Annotated in this window: 16 protein-coding genes and 2 riboswitches; of the genes, 5 read left to right on the forward strand and 11 right to left on the reverse strand. The window is 45.0% G+C overall.

The features are described 5' to 3' along the window. Positions 1-113: 113 nt before the first annotated feature. Positions 114-1,373, reverse strand: a complete 1,260-nt coding sequence (gene gabT / locus AC5JPT_RS04640; RefSeq protein ID WP_493842914.1) for a 4-aminobutyrate--2-oxoglutarate transaminase — start codon at positions 1,371-1,373, stop codon at positions 114-116. A gap of 136 nt (positions 1,374-1,509) precedes the next feature. Further along, positions 1,510-2,973, reverse strand: a complete 1,464-nt coding sequence (locus AC5JPT_RS04645) for an NAD-dependent succinate-semialdehyde dehydrogenase (protein ID WP_493857286.1) — start codon at positions 2,971-2,973, stop codon at positions 1,510-1,512. A gap of 214 nt (positions 2,974-3,187) precedes the next feature. On the opposite strand from AC5JPT_RS04645, the gene AC5JPT_RS04650 reads away from it, so the two are divergent. After that, entirely contained in the window at positions 3,188-3,958 is a 771-nt protein-coding gene (locus AC5JPT_RS04650) for an IclR family transcriptional regulator (RefSeq protein ID WP_493857287.1), read from the forward strand. 51 nt (positions 3,959-4,009) lie between these two features. Here AC5JPT_RS04650 and AC5JPT_RS04655 read toward each other — a convergent pair whose 3' ends face one another. Together AC5JPT_RS04655 and AC5JPT_RS04660 are read right to left on the reverse strand one after the other, a co-directional pair. After that, a complete protein-coding gene (locus AC5JPT_RS04655; RefSeq protein ID WP_493858429.1) occupies positions 4,010-5,218 on the reverse strand; it encodes a CaiB/BaiF CoA transferase family protein in 1,209 nt (402 codons plus the stop codon). Between the two features lie 205 nt (positions 5,219-5,423). Next, positions 5,424-6,608: an acyl-CoA dehydrogenase gene (locus tag AC5JPT_RS04660; protein ID WP_493857288.1), complete on the reverse strand. Its 1,185-nt coding sequence runs from the start codon at positions 6,606-6,608 to the stop codon at positions 5,424-5,426. A gap of 205 nt (positions 6,609-6,813) precedes the next feature. On the opposite strand from AC5JPT_RS04660, the gene AC5JPT_RS04665 reads away from it, so the two are divergent. Then, complete coding sequence (locus tag AC5JPT_RS04665) at positions 6,814-7,641, forward strand: IclR family transcriptional regulator (protein ID WP_493857289.1); 828 nt, start codon at positions 6,814-6,816, stop codon at positions 7,639-7,641. A 75-nt stretch (positions 7,642-7,716) separates the two neighbouring features. Here the strand turns inward: AC5JPT_RS04665 and AC5JPT_RS04670 are convergent, their stop codons facing one another. The 3 genes from AC5JPT_RS04670 to AC5JPT_RS04680 are packed head-to-tail and all read right to left on the reverse strand — an operon-like array spanning position 7,717 to position 9,931. Beyond that, positions 7,717-8,709, reverse strand: coding sequence for a hypothetical protein (locus AC5JPT_RS04670; RefSeq protein WP_493857290.1), 993 nt, complete (start codon positions 8,707-8,709; stop codon positions 7,717-7,719). A 24-nt stretch (positions 8,710-8,733) separates the two neighbouring features. Continuing rightward, positions 8,734-9,597 (reverse strand): hypothetical protein, encoded by an 864-nt coding sequence (locus AC5JPT_RS04675; RefSeq protein ID WP_493857291.1) that lies wholly within the window; start codon positions 9,595-9,597, stop codon positions 8,734-8,736. Between the two features lie 46 nt (positions 9,598-9,643). Then, a complete protein-coding gene (locus tag AC5JPT_RS04680; protein ID WP_493857292.1) occupies positions 9,644-9,931 on the reverse strand; it encodes a hypothetical protein in 288 nt (95 codons plus the stop codon). 177 nt (positions 9,932-10,108) lie between these two features. On the opposite strand from AC5JPT_RS04680, the gene AC5JPT_RS04685 reads away from it, so the two are divergent. Both AC5JPT_RS04685 and AC5JPT_RS04690 read left to right on the forward strand, forming a co-directional pair. Continuing rightward, a complete protein-coding gene (locus AC5JPT_RS04685) occupies positions 10,109-11,932 on the forward strand; it encodes an FMN-binding glutamate synthase family protein (protein WP_493857293.1) in 1,824 nt (607 codons plus the stop codon). 109 nt (positions 11,933-12,041) lie between these two features. Further along, entirely contained in the window at positions 12,042-12,854 is an 813-nt protein-coding gene (locus AC5JPT_RS04690) for a phosphodiester glycosidase family protein (RefSeq protein WP_493857294.1), read from the forward strand. Positions 12,855-12,984: 130 nt separating this feature from the next. On the opposite strand, the gene AC5JPT_RS04695 is transcribed toward AC5JPT_RS04690, so the two are convergent. The 4 genes from AC5JPT_RS04695 to AC5JPT_RS04710 form a co-directional block, all read right to left on the reverse strand. After that, positions 12,985-14,208, reverse strand: a complete 1,224-nt coding sequence (locus AC5JPT_RS04695) for a vWA domain-containing protein (RefSeq protein ID WP_443526265.1) — start codon at positions 14,206-14,208, stop codon at positions 12,985-12,987. A gap of 56 nt (positions 14,209-14,264) precedes the next feature. Next, the gene (locus AC5JPT_RS04700; RefSeq protein WP_493857295.1) at positions 14,265-15,113 is read right to left on the reverse strand and encodes an AAA family ATPase; all 849 of its coding nucleotides are present in this window, start codon (positions 15,111-15,113) and stop codon (positions 14,265-14,267) included. A gap of 376 nt (positions 15,114-15,489) precedes the next feature. Beyond that, positions 15,490-16,167, reverse strand: coding sequence for a hypothetical protein (locus tag AC5JPT_RS04705; RefSeq protein WP_493857296.1), 678 nt, complete (start codon positions 16,165-16,167; stop codon positions 15,490-15,492). Between the two features lie 269 nt (positions 16,168-16,436). Further along, on the reverse strand, positions 16,437-16,757 hold the full coding sequence (locus tag AC5JPT_RS04710) for a YcgL domain-containing protein (protein ID WP_319050517.1): 321 nt from the start codon (positions 16,755-16,757) through the stop codon (positions 16,437-16,439). 261 nt (positions 16,758-17,018) lie between these two features. After that, a riboswitch (glycine riboswitch) is annotated at positions 17,019-17,170 on the forward strand. Positions 17,171-17,246: 76 nt separating this feature from the next. Continuing rightward, positions 17,247-17,395, forward strand: a riboswitch (glycine riboswitch). A 168-nt stretch (positions 17,396-17,563) separates the two neighbouring features. Here AC5JPT_RS04710 and gcvT point away from each other — a divergent pair. Further along, complete coding sequence (gene gcvT / locus AC5JPT_RS04715; RefSeq protein ID WP_493857297.1) at positions 17,564-18,736, forward strand: glycine cleavage system aminomethyltransferase GcvT; 1,173 nt, start codon at positions 17,564-17,566, stop codon at positions 18,734-18,736. Positions 18,737-18,819: the final 83 nt, after the last annotated feature.

Raw genomic sequence — 18,819 nt, forward strand, 5'->3', positions numbered from 1 at the left:
TAAGTGAGTGCTACGAGGGCGGCCTTGCCATTATCTTAAATATAACTTTTTGACCAAAATCCGTGTTTGGTCAAAAGCGATCCATCGCTACAGTAAATGACACTCGGTAACTATTAAGCCGTTAGGATGTCTTTGATGATATCAAGACCTTCTTGTAGCACTTCATCTTCAACCGTTAATGGCACCATGACGCGAATGGCATTGCCATACATACCACAAGACGCTAATAGGAGACCTTTTTCAAATGATTTTGCTTTTAGGTTGGCTGCTGCTGCAGCATCGGGCTTGCCTTCGCTATCGATCAATTCAAACGCTAGCATAGCGCCTTTATAGCGGATATGACCGATACTGCTTAGGTTCAAACCTTTTAAGAACTCAGCAATAGTATCGCCAATCTCCACACTACGCTCTAGTAGGTTTTCTTCTTCAATCACTTCCATGACAGCAAGCGCAGCCACACAAGCCAGTGGGTTACCAGAGTACGTACCACCCAAACCGCCAACTTGCGGCGCATCCATTATATCAGCACGGCCGATGACCGCAGAGATAGGATAACCACCTGCCAAACTCTTCGCAGCCGTCATCAAGTCAGGCTCAACACCTAGCTGCTCAGTGGCAAACAACGTACCTGTACGGGCAAAACCACACTGTACTTCGTCAAAAATAAGCACGATGCCATGCTCATCACAGATTTCGCGTAGTGCCTTGGCAAATGATGGTGTCACCTGATGGAAACCGCCCTCGCCTTGGACTGGCTCAACGATCATTGCGGCCACTTCACTAGGATCGATGTCTGCTTGGAAGATCATATCAAGGCTATGTAGTGCTTGTGCTTCTGTGACGTTCAACTCTTCTGCAGGGAATAGCGCATGGAATACAGGTCCTGGCATCGGGCCAAAGTTCTTTTTGTATGGCAATACTTTACCAGTCAAGCTCATACACATCATCGTACGACCATGCCAGCCACCGACAAAAGAAATTACGCCTGGACGACGGGTTTTAGCACGCGCAATCTTGATGCAGTTTTCGACCGCTTCTGCGCCAGTGGTCAAAAAGAATGCCTTTGTATCACCGCTGATTGGCGCTTTTTCGCACAGCTTTTCTGCCAAGTCCACATAGCACTCATAGTTGATCATTTGTGCCGCAGTGTGCGTAAACTTGTCGAGCTGCTCATGGACACGCTGGGTGATTTTTGGATGGCTGTGACCGGTGTTCAATACTGAGATACCACCGACAAAGTCGATATAACGCTTGCCTTCGATGTCCCAAATTTCTGAGTTCTTTGCTCGTTCTGCAAAGATAGGAAAGGCAACCCCAAGTCCTGTTGGTAAAACAGCTTTGCGGCGCTCAAGTAATGATTGATTGGTAGTCATGGGAATGTCCTTTTCTGTGTTCGTAACATAGATGCCATCTAGGGATTGGCGGTTTGTAGTAAGGGGTGACTTAATTCATCCTTGTTGACTATCGAATGGCACCTTTTTTAAGGCACCAAAGATATTCAAAACTTTATTAGCTGATATCAGAGCACCAGTATTTGGTCGTGATATAGTCTTCGATACCGTATTTTGAGCCTTCACGGCCAAAGCCAGATTGCTTCACACCGCCAAATGGGGCAACTTCTGTAGAAATCAAACCAGTGTTGTGGCCGATGATGCCGTACTCCAGACCTTCGGTAACGCGCCATGAGCGGGCATAGTCACTACTATAAAAGTAAGCGGCCAAGCCATAAATCGTATCGTTAGCAGCACGGATAACTTCTGCATCGTCTTTGAACGTGAAGATTGTGGCAATCGGGCCAAAGATTTCTTCAGACGCAATGTCCATATCACTGCTGATATCAGTGATCACGGTTGGGTTATACGTCAGTTCCGAAGCATCATTGACACTACCGCCAGTAACCAGTTTGGCACCTTTGTCTAGAGCATCCTTGAGCAGGGCTTGTACTTTGTCCAATGCTTTTTGGTTGATTAGCGGGCCAATATCGACGCCCTCTTCCAAGCCATTGCCCACTTTTAGCGCAGCGACTTTTTTGACAAAGATATCTAAGAACTCGTCTTTAATGCTGTCCTGCACGTAGACACGGTTGGCGCACACACAGGTCTGACCTGCATTGCGGTATTTGGAAGCTATGAGACCTGCAGCGGCTTTCTCAAGATCGGCATCATCAAAAACGATAAATGGCGCGTTGCCACCCAGCTCTAATGACAGCTTTTTGATCGTTGGTGCGCATTGCGCCATGAGCGTACGACCGACTTCTGTAGAACCAGTGAATGACAATTTATAAATACGAGCGTCGCCCGTTAGGATTTCGCCAATGGTTGATGATTTGCCTGTCACGATCTGTAGTACGCCTGCAGGAATACCTGCTTGCTCTGCTAATGCGCCGAGCGCTAATGCTGAAAACGGTGTTTCGGTGGCAGGTTTGACGATAATCGTACAGCCTGCTGCCATTGCGGGTGCAACTTTGCGCGTGATCATTGCTGCTGGGAAGTTCCAAGGAGTGATCGCAGCACAAACACCGACTGGCTGCTTGAGCACAACGTGGCGAAGCTGGGTACTGTTGGCAGGAATAACATCACCATAAACACGCTTGCCTTCCTCGCTGAACCAGCGAATAAAGCTATTGGCATAGCCAATCTCACCACGTGACTCAGTGAGCGGCTTGCCTTGCTCAGCAGTCATAATGATTGCAAGATCTTCTTTATTGGCATCAATGAGATCTGCCCACTTTTGCAATAATTCCGCGCGCTCTTTAGCAGTTTTTGCAGCCCATTCTGCTTGTGCTTCATGTGCATAAGCAACGGCTTCATTGACATCATCGGTCGTGAGGCTTGGTACTGTACCGATGAGCTCGTCGTTGAAAGGATTGTTTACATCGAGTGAGGCGTTATCGCTAGCAGTATGCCAGCCGTCTTTAACGAAGCAAGATTGTTTGAGTAAATCTGGATTTGATAACTGTAGCGTATTTGACATGTTGACGCTCCTTGTCATATAGGTGGTATGTTTGTAAGAATAGGTATAATCGTAAATACTTATTGATAATTTTATTATTGTTCAATATACTGAACAGGTATTCTATATACGAGACATCATTATAAGAACGATAAGATGCGATTTGCAACCTTTAATCTCATTATTTTAATAATTACCTTGTATTTTTCTTTTATTTCACTGCTATAGGTTACTTATGAGCTCAACTGCCGTGCCTGCACTAGATAAAACGTTTCAGATTTTGGATTTGATTACCGATAGCTCACAGCCACTCACTGCGGCTCATATCGCAAAAGAGCTTGGGCTACCGCGCAGCTCCACCCACAATATTTTGCAGAGTCTGCTGACCAAGCATGTCATCTATAAAGATACTGACAGCCGCTTTCACCTTGGCTCTTATTTGATGTATTGGGCAGGTAAGTATGAGCAGCAGCAGGGTGTTGTACAGTTATTTAAAGATTTGATTGTGCAGTATCCAGTGCTACTGCAACACACGGTCACGTTGTCAAAGCTGGATTTGGGAGAAGTGGTGTTTTTGGCTTGTCATGAATCACCCGCCCCGCTTGGCTTTACGTTTCGTGCCGGCGTGCGCGTGCCTGCGGTGTTTTCAGCGACAGGTAAAGCCATGCTATCTACATTGTCTATGGGCAGCATAAAATCATTGTATGAAGAGAAGTTTCCGGTACCTATGACTCAGCATGGGGTCAATAATTTTGCGGACTTATCCGCTGAGCTTGAGGCAATTCGAGAGAGTCGAATATCACTCGATGATGGGCAACTGCGTGATGGGATGTATTGTTTGGGTACTTATATCCGCAATGCGTCAGGTACAGCGGTTGCCGGTATGGCAGTGAGTTTTTTGCAAGGAGAGTATGAGTCCAAACGAGCTGAGGTCAGTGCGGTACTGATAGAATTGGCGGAGCAGATTGAGCAGTGTTTGGGCTTTAATCCTAACGCTGAAAGATAGCGTTAGGGTTAAGTATCGGTGCAAAACTCAAAAACAATCTAAAAAATGCTATTAAACAATACCGTCGGCTTTTAGCTTAGCAATCATCCCACTATCATAACCCAAATCAGTAAGTGTACTGTCAGTATGCTCACTGAGCTGCGGTGGCGGTGTACGATACGTGACTGGCGATGCAGATAATTTGATAGGATTGCCGAGTGCTCTGACTGGGCTACCTTGCTCGGTGAAATTAACGATCATCTCTCGTGCTTGTGCTTGCGGCATTGCCAGTGCTTCAGCGACATTATGGATGGCGCCGCACGGAATACCCGCCTGATCCAGCACTTCTAGCCAGTATGTACGCGGTTGCTTGGCGAATTGCTGAGTCAATTCACCGCACAACAATTCTCGATTGGTCACACGTGTTGGGTTGGTCGCAAAACGCTCATCGGTATGCCAGTCAACTGCGAGCACATCGCACAGTTTGGCAAACTGACGGTCATTGCCGCAAGCTAGGATAAAGTGCTGCTCACCCTGACCGGCAAACACCTGATACGGCACGATATTGGGATGTTGATTGCCCAGTCTTGGCGGTATCTTACCTGATGCCAAATGATTCATACCGACATTGGCTAGCATAGACAGCGCACTGTCGAGCAACGCGACGTCTACGTGTTGTCCAGTGCCAGTATGTTGACGCGCCAATAGTGCCGCTTGAATACCAATTGTCAGCTGTAACCCTGCAAACAGATCAACAACTGCGACGCCAACTTTGTGCGGTTCGCCATCGCTAGGACCCGTGATACTCATCAGCCCTGACAACCCTTGAATAATATAATCATAACCCGGACGCGCCGCATCTGGTCCTGTCTGACCAAACCCTGTCAATGAGGCATAAATCAAACGCGGATGGTCTTGCTTGAGACTGTCATAGTCTAAGCCGTATTTTTTCAGACCACCAACTTTAAAGTTCTCGACCAAAATATCACTCTCAGCGATGAGCTGCTTAATAATGGTTTGCCCTATGGGCGTCGTGATATCTACCGTCAGTGATTTCTTATTGCGGTTAATGGTCGCGTAATAAGCTGAGGTATCGTCACTGAATACTGGCGGTGCCCAGTGCCGCGTCTCATCACCAATGTGTGGACGCTCAACTTTGATAACGTCTGCGCCCAGATCAGCCAGCACTTGCGTACAAGAAGGTCCTGCCAGTACTCTCGATAAATCAAGCACTTTTATACCGTGCAATGCGCCCTCTGGCATATTAGCTATATCAGTCATATCTGCCATAAAACTCCCTTATTGTGTCGCGTATTTTTTGATTTTTTAATCATAAAATTGTTATTCAGGATGTGATTACCAAGCAGTTATATCCCGAATAACAACTGAAAAACGTACGCTACTGCTTATATATGCTTCGTGAAAAGCCAAGCAGCAACGTACGTTAGGGCATGTTCCAAATCTGAACGTTTAACTTAAAGTCAGTTTAAAAGAACGCTTGGATACCTGTCTGTGCACGGCCTAGGATAAGCGCGTGGATATCATGTGTGCCTTCATAAGTATTGACCGCTTCCAAGTTCATCACGTGACGGATGATATGGAACTCATCAGAGATACCATTACCGCCATGCATATCACGAGCGATACGAGCGATATCTAAAGCCTTACCGCAGTTATTACGCTTGATCATGGAGATCATCTCAGGGGCGACATTGTTCTCATCCATCAGACGACCCACACGTAGCGCGGCTTGTAGACCTAGACTGATTTCTGTCTGCATATTGGCGAGCTTCAACTGTACCAACTGTGTTGCAGCAAGTGGACGACCGAACTGCTTACGATCTAGCGTATACTGGCGAGCAGCTTTCCAGCAGAATTCTGCTGCGCCCATCGAGCCCCAAGCGATACCATAACGGGCCTTGTTCAAGCAGCCAAATGGCCCTTTTAGACCACGGATGTCTGGGAAAGCATTGGCTTCAGGGACGAATACTTTGTCCATGACAATCTCACCAGTGACCGACGCACGTAGCGAGAATTTGCCTTCGATCTTGGGCGCAGATAATCCTTTCATGCCTTTGTCTAAAACAAAACCGCGAATCTCACCAGCATCATCTTTTGCCCACACGACAAACACATCAGCGATAGGACTGTTGGTAATCCACATTTTATTGCCCGTCAGCTCGTAACCACCATCAACGGCGCGCGCACGCGTTGACATCGATGACGGATCTGATCCTGAATCCGGCTCAGTCAGACCGAAGCAGCCGACATACTCACCTGTGGCAAGCTTTGGCAAATACTTCTCTCTCTGCTCTTCTGTGCCATACGCCCAAATAGGATGCATGACCAAGCTTGACTGTACGCTCATCGCTGAACGGTAGCCCGAATCAACGGCTTCTACTTCCTTAGCAATTAGGCCATAAGCAACACTCGATAAACCAGCACAGCCATAACCTTCAATCGTGACGCCAAGCAGACCCATCTCGCCCATTTGACGCATGATATTGCGATCAAAATTCTCATTACGATTGGCTTCAACGATGCCTGGCATCAGCTCTTTTTGAAAAAATTGGCGGGCGCTGTCGGTGACCATGCGTTCTTCTTCAGTGAGCTGGTCACGTAATAAAAAAGGATCTTCCCAATCAAAGCGCGGGCTGGTAGATGTTGCCATTTGGATCTCCTTGGTATCAGTCATCCTGACTGACAAATAGTGATTGATACATCATTTGGTTTAACAAGTGGTTGACTTCGTTATTCCGCTGTGCGAAACTTAGTTTCATAAATTAAAACTATTAAAACAAACTTTTGCCGCCCTGTAAACCCTTATCAAAAAATAGACATCAAAAGAGATAATCATTAAGACAAATGGAAATAAAATGACAAAACCCTTATCGACAGCTACGCCACTATTAGAACGCATGCATGGCATCATGAATCAGAGCAAAAAAGATAACGATCGCCAGTTTGTGATGGCACTAGGTCGTGGATTGGTCATCTTGGCTGCTTTTGAACATGATGAGCAACTCACCCATCAGCAATTGTGTCAGATGACAGATCTACCAAAAGCAACCATCACTCGCCTTATCCATACTTTGATTACGCTTGGGTTATTGCGTACGAATAAATACGGACAGTATCAATTGGGCAGTAGTGCGGTACGTCTTAGTGCGACTGCATGGAGTCGTCATGACATGGTGGCATACGCTGAGCCACTATTACGTCAGTTCGCTAGTGAAAATGAAGTATCAGTGAATCTAGCGACCGAAGTCGAAGGAGAAATGCGCTATCACGCCTGCTGTCGTAGCCCTGCTCGACTATCGGTCAACTTACAGGTTGGCTCCGCTGTACCCGTCGCACGCACTGCCATTGGACGTGCTTTTTATGCGGTAAGCTCGCAAGCGAGACAGACGGTCATTATTAGCAATCTACAAGAGAATTTATCTGTTGAGGAATTCAACCATGCACAAAGCGCTCTATCTAGCGCAGCGGAGCATTATGAAAAATACGGCTATACCGTGTCTGATGGAGAGTTTTCTACTGACATATTGGCAGTCGCGGTTGGGGTATATGATGTCGCTACGGGGCAATACGCGTATTCGCTCAATGCCAGTGTGCCAAGTGCCAACTGGGAAGCGGATGACTATGCTGCTATGATAGTGCCAAAGTTACAGATATTGGCTGAGCGGATTGGTGGCGGGGTTTAAAACAGTGACATGATGAAGATATAAGCCTTTTAGCCAGTCATAACACTTTTTTATTGATATAGGATAAAGGGCTGGTTAATTGGCTAGCTCTTTATCGTCCAACACCCACACCGCATCATGTCCAACAAAATACGTATGATGATCTGCCACTTCTATATTGTAGACATAGTCCTCATAAGGATTGGGGCAGACATCGTTATAGCGTCGCATCTGCTTATGAATACTTTCATCTGTTAATCCCATTGAATCGCCATACTTTTTGATACTGGCTAAAGCTTTTTTGAATAAACCTTCATCACCAATTCTATTTTCTTTGATTATTTTTCCCTCAAAGATTAGAGGTGAGTGCATCTCTCTTACAAACCTTTCTGCACTATGTGTCTTAGGCGCTATGTCTTGACGTAATCTTACATTCAATGTTTTATAAAGATCAGGGTCTATAATAAAGGGTGCCTTTTCATTGATGAGCAACTTGGCATCAGAAGTTTGCATATTGACGGTTTTGATCTCTTCTTTGAACGCTTCTTCTGTATTAGCTAAACTAACAAACTGATAGCCATTATCTGCAAACTTCACAAATTGAACCAGACCGTCCGTTTCCCATAAGTCATGTTCCTCAATACTCTGAGTATACGCTGTACCTTCGAGGAAGTTAGGTAAGGTGCGTACAGGGATAAACGAATAATCATCAAGCGCAATCGTATCACCATGAGCAGACGTTAGATATCCAGATGGCAAACACTCCGCCGATAGCCATTCACCTTCCTTATCTTCAGGCTGGCGAGTTACCCAGAATAGGTGATTGCTGGTACAAAAGATATAATTCCTACCCTTCTCACCTTGCTTGGCTACCGTTTCGTTAAAGTATTCAACTTTAAAGATTCTTTCCTTTTTCGGGGATGTAAACGTACTTATGACAGGCTGATACTCTATGTCACCACGACCACTTTCAAGCTTGGAGAGCACAGGTTTTGTTAAAATTAAGTCGCCCACTTTGATATCCTGAATCGGTACTAAACCTTTATCCGTATGGACTAAAGTACCTGAGGCAAATCCTGTGTTGTTCATCAACTTTCCTTTTTGCTTCTTTTATTATTCGTGGGACTGGTTGACCACGTTGGTGTTATGTACCCATAGTCCTGCTCGACCAATGAAGTAGGTATGGTTGTCTGCCACCTCAAAGTTATAGACGGTTGCCTGATATAAAATGTGCTCACCTTGCGCGTTGGTCAATTGATTGAACATCCGCATGGTGCCTCCATTATCTTCAATATGTTGGCCCAAATAGCCTTTCTCCTGATAAAAGCTAATGTCATCAACATATCCCATACCCTTATATTCTACTTCGCTGTAGTCGAGCATATGCGCTTCGGCATCTTGTACATAATCATCGTAGTAGTCTTCATGATAATGCTTTTTATACCAGTAATAATTTGGATTGGCTTCTAAGTTATCATTAGCGACTTGATAGGTAGGTTGCACACGCTCAACGGTATACATTACGCCATCAGTATTCACAGCAATTTCATACTGCTGTAGTTCGTCCACACGTTTAAAGTGAGGCCGGTCATAGAACTCAATATCTTCCTGTGGGTTCTCCATGGCACCGACTACCCAAACAGGGTGATTGGGCGTCGCTAGAAAATCACTGAAGCGACTAGCTGATTGAATTTTTTTATCAGCAAGCAGATAATTTTGAATATCAAAGTTTTCATCACCTGGTTTTAATCTATAAGGCGAAGTATTGTTTTTTTCTAGGCGCACGATCCACATCTCTTTGTCTTCATGCACAAAGGTCTTGACCACAGGCTTATACTCTATATCACCACTACCATCTTCAGGCTTGGAGAGTACAGGCTTTGATAAAACTAAGTCGCCCACTTTAATATCCTGAATCGGTACTAAACCTTTATCCGTATGAACGAGCGTGCCTGCCACGAATCCTGTGTTATTCATTGATTTTCCTTTTTTAAAAACTATTATTTAATCATCATGCATAATGTTAACTTAGCTCATCAAACCGCAGTCCAAATTTCATTAGATACTTACGCAATCTATCGCTATCGTTAGGGCTTTTTAGCTTATCGCGTGAATTAGCGTATAAATAACGCCCCACCGCTGCTTGGTTTTTATGACTAATACAAACTTCAATCATATACGCTAATTGCACCGCATCAAACGGATCAATAGTCGTCAGCATGTCTTCATCGAGATATTTTATTAAAATATTATGGCTACCCTTCTCAATGGTTTCACTATTTAAAGTAGTATATGGGCTATTTTTAATCACTTTATTGCATCTACTATCATTACTTGTTTATGCAACCGAACTAACGCAGCTCCTAACAACAATGATTTGGACAACCCTGTTACCCATTGATACCGACGTCGCGACCTCATACGTGTATGATGTACGCGACAAATGTAAGCATCTTATCTATCCAAAGAATAACTATTGAGCCTCGTTATGCCTGAATCTCGCACCAACCTAAATCCTGAAGTCAAAACCAGCTCACCGTATTTTATCGGATTATTGCTGCGTTATAGTATGTTTGGGGCAGCCATCTGTCTACTATTAGCAGGGTTGCTACTGATGCATGGCTGGCTGATTCTGATTGGCGGCTTAGGAGTTGCATTAGGCATTTATGATTTGACTCAATCCAAGCATTCAGTGCTAAAAAACTACCCAATAGCTGGACATATTCGCTATGTATTAGAAGATTTTCGCCCTGAGATTCGTCAGTATTTGCTTGAGGATGACAAAGAACAAGTACCGTTTTCACGCCAGCAGCGCGCTCTAGTCTATCAACGGGCAAAGAACGTCAGCGACACCAATGCGTTTGGTACGTTGGATAACCTCTATACTCATGGCAAAGAATGGTTTTTGCAGTCTGCTATCAGTGCCCCACTAGAAAGCAAAGACTTTCGTATCACAGTAGGCGGCGAGCGTTGTCAGCAGCCACACGATATGTCGGTATTTAATATCTCAGCGATGAGTTTTGGTAGTCTATCAGCGAACGCCATCATGGCGCTCAATCAAGGTGCAAAAATAGGCGGCTTTACGCATGATACGGGCGAAGGAGCTATCAGTCCTCATCATCGTAAGTTCGGTGGTGATTTGATTTGGGAGTTGGGCACTGGGTATTTTGGCTGTCGTGATGCCGAAGGTAATTTTGATCCACAGTCTTTTGCCGAAAAAGCCATCGATCCACAAGTTAAAATGATCGAAATCAAGCTGTCACAAGGCGCTAAGCCTGGTAAAGGTGGCGTGTTGCCATCGAGCAAAATCACGCAAGAGATTGCGGATACCCGTCAAGTGCCGACGGGTCAAGATTGCATCTCGCCCTCCTCGCACACTGCATTTAGCACACCGCGCGAGCTTGTCGCCTTTTGGCAGCAGCTACGTGACTTATCTGGCGGCAAGCCTGTTGGTTTTAAGCTATGTGTGGGTCAACCTTGGCAGTTTATGGCAATTGTCAAAGCCATGATTGAGACAGATAACTATCCTGATTTTATTGTCATTGATGGGGCTGAAGGCGGTACAGGTGCCGCGCCCGTCGAGTTCATGGACAATGTCGGTATGCCAATGGTTGAAGGGTTTCTGCTCGTTCATAATACTTTAGTCGGTGCAGGTATCCGTGACAAGATCAAGCTTGGCGTCAGTGGCAAGATTGTCTCAGGTTTTGATATTGCACGCATGATTGCGCTGGGTGCAGACTGGTGTAACTCAGCACGCGGCTTTATGTTTGCGGTTGGCTGTATCCAGTCGCGCTCTTGTCACACCAATACGTGTCCGACAGGTGTGGCAACTCAAGACCCATACCGTCAACAAGCACTCGATGTCCCAAGCAAAGCAGAACGCGTTGCCAGCTTCCACAAAAATACGCTAAAATCGCTCGCTAGCATCGTCGGTGCTGTTGGTTTACAGCATCCTAGCCAATTACAGCCTTATCATATCGCTCGTCGTCTCGATGATGGACAGATCAAGCTATTGTCCAAGTTTTTCTACTTTGCGGACAAAGACGCCCTGCTCGATCATAGCGCCCGTGCCGATATTTTTAATCAAATGTGGGTCATGGCAAACCCTGATAGCTTCTTAGCCAATAACGATGCGCTCATTGCTTATAACAAGGACTCACGTGATAAAGGTAAGGAGACGAGCGCGCCAACAGAGCATAGTACTGGATATAACGCTGAATACGACTCTGAACACTCGGATGCTACTAACGGCGGACAACTCATCGGCAATGTCAACAATACCTTTCGTAACTTCCCACCGACTGGCGATTGATAATTAATGATTAAAAGATGCTGATTATTGATAAGCGCCAATAAAAATTCGATATGCCAGCGAACCTTAGTAATCCCATACAACCACCCTGTTAAAAGACGCGTGATCGATGCCGACCTCTATTTTTACTCTATCGCTATCATTGGCAGTGCTTACGCTCAGCCTTAGTGCTTGTCAGCAAGAAGACACTGTTGTCTTGAGCACTGATACGGACAGCTGGTCTTGTCAGACAGCAGACTATCCCTTTACTTATAGCGTCTGCCGTGTGAATGCTAGCGCGTTGACAAGCGCCCGTTATTCGTTACAGTTATTTTGGCAGTCCACCAATAGTGCTCAGCCGCTATTGACCTTTGATGGATTGTTGGCAGCATTACCAGAAGACAAAACCCTCAATTTTGCGATGAATGCCGGTATGTATGATGAGCGATATGCGCCGATTGGCTACACTATCATTGAGGGCAAAGAGGTCAAGTCACTAAACCTAAAAGAAGGTGGCGGCAATTTTCATCTATTGCCTAATGGGGTGATGTGGTGGGACAAAGCTGGCAACGTGCAAATCACCGAAAGTAACGCGTTAAATGAACAGCTAAACAATGGTGATGTGCAGCCTTGGTATGCGACGCAATCTGGCCCCATGCTGGTCATCAATGATGAGATACATCCGCAATTCAACCCTGATAGTAGCTCAGTCAAACTGCGTAATGGCGCAGGCGTTTGTACTGATGGCAGCATACAATTTGTCAATAGCGATGCACCTGTGACCTTTTATCAGTTTGCAGAATTATTCAAGGATGAGCTGAGTTGTCCAAACGCACTGTTTTTAGATGGCGGCATTGCTTCAGCGTTATATGCGCCTAGTATCGACAAGCAAGACAAAAAAGAGATGGGCGTGATGATTGGACTGGTTGAAAACAAGAAATAGCCATAGTACTTATTATAAAATATGAACTTGCCATTTTTTATCACTATTTGTCACTCATTAAAAAAGCACTTAAGACGATGCTATCGTTCTAAGTGCTTTTTATTTTGCGCATACGAGCGTAGCAATAGCATTACCGCGCCATGTATTGAGTCATCTCCTCAACACCATGCAAGGTCATCGGGTACATTTTGTTTTCAAACAGCTTTTTGATCTCAACGATGGTTTGGGTGTACTGCCAGTAGCTTGGATTTTCAGGATTGAGCCAAGTTACTTTATCAAAATGCTCAAGTACGCGCTTGAGCCATACGATACCCGCCTCGTCATTCATATACTCGACACTGCCGCCTACTGTCATCAGCTCATAGGGTGACATAGAGGCATCACCGACGAAGATGACTCGATACTCGCGACCATATTTATTAAGTAACTCAAAAGTCGGCATCGGGGCGCTATGTCGACGGTTGTTATCCTTCCACACATAGTCATACAAGCAGTTATGAAAATAAAAGAACTCTAACGTTTGAAATTCATTCTTTGCTGCAGAAAACAGTTTTTCTAGTGCTTCAACGTGGATATCCATACTCCCACCCACATCGAACAGCATCAGTACTTTGACGCGGTTACGACGCTCCGCTTGCATATGAATATCAAGCACGCCCTTTTTTGCGGTACGTTTGATCGTTTCATGAATATCGAGCTCATCTGCACTGCCCGTACGTGCAAACTGACGTAGGTTACGTAGTGCCATCTGGATTTGACGGGTACCAAGCTGATTGTTGTCATCGAGGTTACGGTATTTACGCTGCTCCCAGACTTTTGCGGCGCTGCGTTTGCGAGATTCACCGCCGACACGTACGCCTTCTGGATGGTCGCCGTAAGCCCCAAATGGCGAAGTGCCACCTGTGCCGACCCATTTACTACCACCTTGGTGACGCTCTTTTTGCTCTTTTAACCGCTCTTCTAGCGCCTTCATCAACTCTTCTAATGAGCCATACTTCTTAAGCAGACGTCTTTGCTCTTCGGTTAGGTTTTTTGGATCCAGCTTTAGATCAAGCCATTCTTTGGGTACGTCTGTCAGTTTTGCCAAAAGCGCATCCATATCAAGGCTATCTACCCCTTCAAAGTAATCTGCCATTGCCCGATCAAATTTATCAAAATGACGCTCGTCTTTGACCATACACAGCCGAATCAACCGGTACATGTCTTCACGACTCGCAAAAGTAGTGAGTGCTGGGTCTTCAGGATGCGTCTGCATCATCAGCCCTTTATCTAAAGCGGCATTGAGATCAAGCAGTTCACGCGTACTGACTGGCACGCCATAGGTCCGCAAAGTATAGAATAGTTTTATAAACATAAGCACTGCACCACTAATTGACGTAAAACAAAAAAAGCATCTTCACCTATATGCGCTTAACGGCGCATCATATTGGCAAAACGCTGCAATAAATTCACATCCGCTTCGTTTTTGAGCAGCGCGCCATATAGCGGTGGAATAGACTTTTCGCCACGTAGGTTTTCTTCTAGCTCCTCTTGTGCCATGTCATCGGCCAGCAACAAGGTCAACCAATCAACCAATTCAGACGTTGATGGTGGTTTTTTGAGGCCTTGAATATTACGTAATTTATAGAATATATCCAAAGCATCGTTGACCAGTTTTTCTTGAATACCAGGGAAATGCACCTCGATGATTTGGCGCATGGTTTGCTCTTCTGGGAAGTCGATATAATGGAAAAAACAACGACGCAAAAAGGCATCTGGTAGCTCTTTTTCATTGTTTGAGGTGATGATCACGACAGGACGCTGCTCTGCGGTGATGGTCTCGCCCGTCTCATAAACATAAAAAGACATCTTATCCAGCTCATGTAGCAAATCATTTGGGAATTCAATATCTGCTTTATCGATCTCATCGATCAATAGTACGCTACGCTCTTTACTGGTAAAGGCATCCCATAGCTTGCCTGGCTTGATATAGTTACCAATCTCATAAACCTTGTCATCACCCAACTGCGAATCACGCAGGCGCGATACCGCATCATACTCATACAGACCTTGCTCGGCTTTGGTGGTCGACTTGATATGCCACGTAATCAGCGGCATACCTAAGCTTTCTGCGACCTCCTCGGCCAGCAGAGTCTTACCAGTCCCTGGCTCACCTTTGATCAGTAGTGGCTTTTGTAGTGTCATAGCCGCATTCACTGCCAGTTGCAGGTCATCTGTTGCGATATAGTTTTGTGTGCCTGTAAAGGTTTTGTCGGTCATAGTCAGATCTCGATTGTTGTTATAAATGAGGGGTTATAGATGAATGGATATGAAAAGTGGATAACAAATCAATATAATAAATTAGATTAGCACAGCCTGACGTATTGCCAAAATACTCATGCGTTCGCAGTTATTAACAATTGTTATGTGTGCCTAATAATGTGCCTAATAAAATGTCATTGTTGATATAACCTATAAATAGTCTTGCACACAAATAGTCTAGCGCGAAAGTAATATGCCACAAAATCAATCTGACACAAAAAAAGACACGCCTTGGTGTCTTTTTTATTTAATCTTTATATTCTGAACGTATGAGTCCATTGTGTAAGCAGGCACTACCTTTATGTCGCTTTCCAGATCTGTCACTTTCCAGATTTTATCGCTTTTCAGAGATTTTATTATCTGCTTTTTTGGACAGTGTACTGTCTTTCGTTAGACTAACATTATCTGCTTTTTCACTAACACCGTCTTTATAAATATTGTCTTTACGATGACTGGTTTCAGTATTAGCAGACAGTGTAGATTCATCAGACGGTTCACTCAGCGTAGCGCTGTCCGCCAAATAGCTGCCTGTCGTCAGTTGCATCGTCGCCTGTGTATCTTCTGCGCTGCGGCTACGTGCTTTATCCAGACTGGAGGCAAAAGCACCGCGTATCAGCTGCCACAAAAAACCGATGAATAATCCGAAAACCAATACCACTAATATCGGTAACATATTGGCAATCGCACCTGCAAAATCTTTCATCATGATAGCGTAGACCACACTGATGCTAGCTGGTGCAAGCTCACTGGCATCACCAAGCGCTGTACCTGGCGCTAATAGCACGGCAAACAATATCATCCAACTCATACCGCCTAGAGGCTTTGGTAGTACGCGTGCGACCAGTAGCCACAATACCAGCACCACAATAGCACCGCCAAGATAAGCATACATTGGCAGATCCGCGGGCGGTACGTTCTTCACCATCTGACCCCACCAAATAGCAATCTCGCCGAGAATGTCACTGATAGATTCTAATGGTAAGCTGTGTAAGATATTTTTTAACCAGTCCATGCGTGTGTTGTTACCTGCGTTTATCACCGATGACACATTGTGCCTAGCAGTGTATGGTGCGTGCTATCGTACCAAAATAAGACTCAATAAATAATCGATACATATCATCGGTGCCGATTATTTAATTCTCTATATAGATGTCGCGGACTGTCAGTTTATCACGACTCTCTACCCAAATGCATGTGAACGAATGTGTCACGGACGCTTTAACCATACCGCTGTAGAGACCACACTCTGGATCACTTTGCCATCATACCTCAACCAGCACACTAATCATAAATGCTGTCTTGTGCCTCGCGAGCGCGTAGCTCTGCTTGGCGACGCATCACATCTTGCGGTGGTAGCTGTACAAAATAGCCTTGAGACTGCAGTTTTGCCAGTACTTCCGCTTTATCAACACGTGCAAGTGTTGGCGTCGCTGCCAAATCCAAATGCATGACAAACTTACTACGACCTAACCCTGCACGAAAATCTTTTGGTAACACCCCAAGCCAGTCTTTTATTTCGTCAGTATCATCAGGATAATCAGGACGCGCAATGTAGACATACATGTCGTCATGTTTGGGAAATTTATAAATATCGCAATGCATAAAAACCACCTATCAGAAACTATGGGCGTAGGTTAGCATATTTCAGGTAAATACCAGTAGTTGCTTTGCGTTTTGCTATGGTAATTTTTGCGGTTATATATGGTTTGAAAGGGTTTAAAAACTGCTGATAGAGACAGAAAATACAATACTAACGCTCGCATACTGTCAGTAAACTGCCCAAACAAAATATAATTTTTGCTAAATTTATTGATTTTAATGGCGCGGATGACTTGTAAAAGCGCTTTGAACCTTTCATAATAAAAGCGTTTTTCAGGAGAGAGTTTGTGGGCATCCATTTTGTAGTGAACCGCATTGGTCATACAAATGGTGATATGAAAATCATAACTGCCACACAACCACCGAAGGCGCATCCACCCTGCCAATCGCTCAGGTAAAAGGACTGAAAAACGCATGTCACTGTTGTTTGATAGTGTCTGGTAGCATCACGCTCATAGCGCACTACCCCTTCAAAACACTTTAAACATAAGGCATAACAAATCTGGAGAGTGGTAAGAACGGACGACGTCTTACCCACCGAAGGGAAGAAAATACGCTATCATCGATTGTAGGGTTTATATCATTACCCATAAATGATGATTCGTGTTGAAAATCTCAGGTCACAGGACAGATGGGGCTTTAGCTCAAATTGACGTTCAGCGTCTATTTGGCTTACGTCTTTATCTTTGCTTTCTGTGTCACCCTTTGATGTAATATTTGCACCTTGCAGTATTGCTTCTCGCTACTTTTACGTTGCGCATTATGCCCAGCTCTACTGAGCTTGACTGATGTACACATAAGGATTTGTTATGACTGATACCCAAGATATTCACTCTAAAGCGCCTCAGCGTACCCCTTTTTACCAGTCTCACATTGATAGTGAAGGCAAACTGGTCGACTTCTCTGGTTGGGAATTGCCCATCAATTACGGTTCACAAATCGAAGAGCATGACGCTGTACGTACAGACGCAGGTATGTTTGATGTCTCACATATGGTTGTGACTGATATCAAAGGTGCTGATACTAAAGCATGGCTACAAAAGCTACTCGCCAACGATGTCAATAAACTCACTACCACTGGTAAAGCGCTGTATTCTGGTATGCTCAATGAGCAAGGCGGCGTCATTGATGATTTGATCGTCTATCTCATGAATGCAGAGGAAACTGAGTACCGTATTGTTTCTAACGCTGCCACTCGTGACAAAGACTTAGCACAGTTCAATAAAGTCGCTGCAGGTTTTGATATCGTGATTACTGAGCGTCCTGAACTTGCTATGCTTGCTGTTCAAGGTCCAAATGCTATTGCAAAACTGGCTCAAGCCAAACCAAGCTGGGCAGATACCTTAGCAGGACTAAAACCTTTCGTCGGTGCTGATTTAACAGACATTGAAGGTTCTGATTGGTTTGTGGCTCGTACTGGCTATACTGGTGAAGATGGCGTTGAAGTCATCATGCATGCTGACGACGCCCCTGCCTTCTTTGAGCAATTAAAAGCAAATGGTATCAAGCCTGCTGGTCTTGGCGCGCGTGATACGCTGCGTATGGAAGCTGGCATGAACCTGTATGGTCATGACATGGACGAGACCATCAGCCCTTACGAGTGCAACATGGGCTGGACGCTAGCACTAAAAGACGATCGCGACTTTGTCGGCCGTGAAGCACTGGTCAGCAAACGTAAGCAGTCAAGAGAAGACAACACCGCTATGAAGCAAGTGGGTCTGCTATTGACCACGCGTGGCGTATTGCGTGAAGGCATGACGGTGACTATCAATCAAGGCACTGATAACGAGCAAACTGGTATTATCACCAGCGGCACATTCTCCCCTAGCCTAAAAAATTCAATCGCGATTGCCCGTGTACCTGCCAGCCTATCAGAAGATGACAGCGTACAAGTCGATCTACGCGGCAAAGGTAAGTTCGTCGATGTACGCGTATTGAAGCTACCTTTTGTCCGCAACGGCAAGCAACAGTTTGACTCTTAGGTCTTATAAATTCTATCATTAGAGCGCGTTGTCATTTTGCACACGATTATAAAAATGACAACACGCCCAGCCTCCATTACTTT

The sequence above is a fragment of the Psychrobacter sp. H26 genome (assembly GCF_059073035.1).

Excerpts from the sequence above, each read along its gene's own strand:
- AC5JPT_RS04710 (WP_319050517.1), bottom strand. The coding sequence starts at position 16,757 with ATGCATTGCGATATTTATAAATTTCCCAAACATGACGACATGTATGTC.
- AC5JPT_RS04660 (WP_493857288.1), bottom strand. The coding sequence starts at position 6,608 with ATGGCAACATCTACCAGCCCGCGCTTTGATTGGGAAGATCCTTTTTTA.
- AC5JPT_RS04685 (WP_493857293.1), top strand. The coding sequence starts at position 10,109 with ATGCCTGAATCTCGCACCAACCTAAATCCTGAAGTCAAAACCAGCTCA.
- AC5JPT_RS04695 (WP_443526265.1), bottom strand. The coding sequence starts at position 14,208 with ATGTTTATAAAACTATTCTATACTTTGCGGACCTATGGCGTGCCAGTC.
- AC5JPT_RS04645 (WP_493857286.1), bottom strand. The coding sequence starts at position 2,973 with ATGTCAAATACGCTACAGTTATCAAATCCAGATTTACTCAAACAATCT.
- AC5JPT_RS04700 (WP_493857295.1), bottom strand. The coding sequence starts at position 15,113 with ATGACCGACAAAACCTTTACAGGCACACAAAACTATATCGCAACAGAT.
- AC5JPT_RS04675 (WP_493857291.1), bottom strand. The coding sequence starts at position 9,597 with ATGAATAACACAGGATTCGTGGCAGGCACGCTCGTTCATACGGATAAA.
- gabT (WP_493842914.1), bottom strand. The coding sequence starts at position 1,373 with ATGACTACCAATCAATCATTACTTGAGCGCCGCAAAGCTGTTTTACCA.
- AC5JPT_RS04655 (WP_493858429.1), bottom strand. The coding sequence starts at position 5,218 with ATGACTGATATAGCTAATATGCCAGAGGGCGCATTGCACGGTATAAAA.
- AC5JPT_RS04690 (WP_493857294.1), top strand. The coding sequence starts at position 12,042 with ATGCCGACCTCTATTTTTACTCTATCGCTATCATTGGCAGTGCTTACG.
- AC5JPT_RS04665 (WP_493857289.1), top strand. The coding sequence starts at position 6,814 with ATGACAAAACCCTTATCGACAGCTACGCCACTATTAGAACGCATGCAT.
- gcvT (WP_493857297.1), top strand. The coding sequence starts at position 17,564 with ATGACTGATACCCAAGATATTCACTCTAAAGCGCCTCAGCGTACCCCT.
- AC5JPT_RS04650 (WP_493857287.1), top strand. The coding sequence starts at position 3,188 with ATGAGCTCAACTGCCGTGCCTGCACTAGATAAAACGTTTCAGATTTTG.
- AC5JPT_RS04705 (WP_493857296.1), bottom strand. The coding sequence starts at position 16,167 with ATGGACTGGTTAAAAAATATCTTACACAGCTTACCATTAGAATCTATC.
- AC5JPT_RS04670 (WP_493857290.1), bottom strand. The coding sequence starts at position 8,709 with ATGAACAACACAGGATTTGCCTCAGGTACTTTAGTCCATACGGATAAA.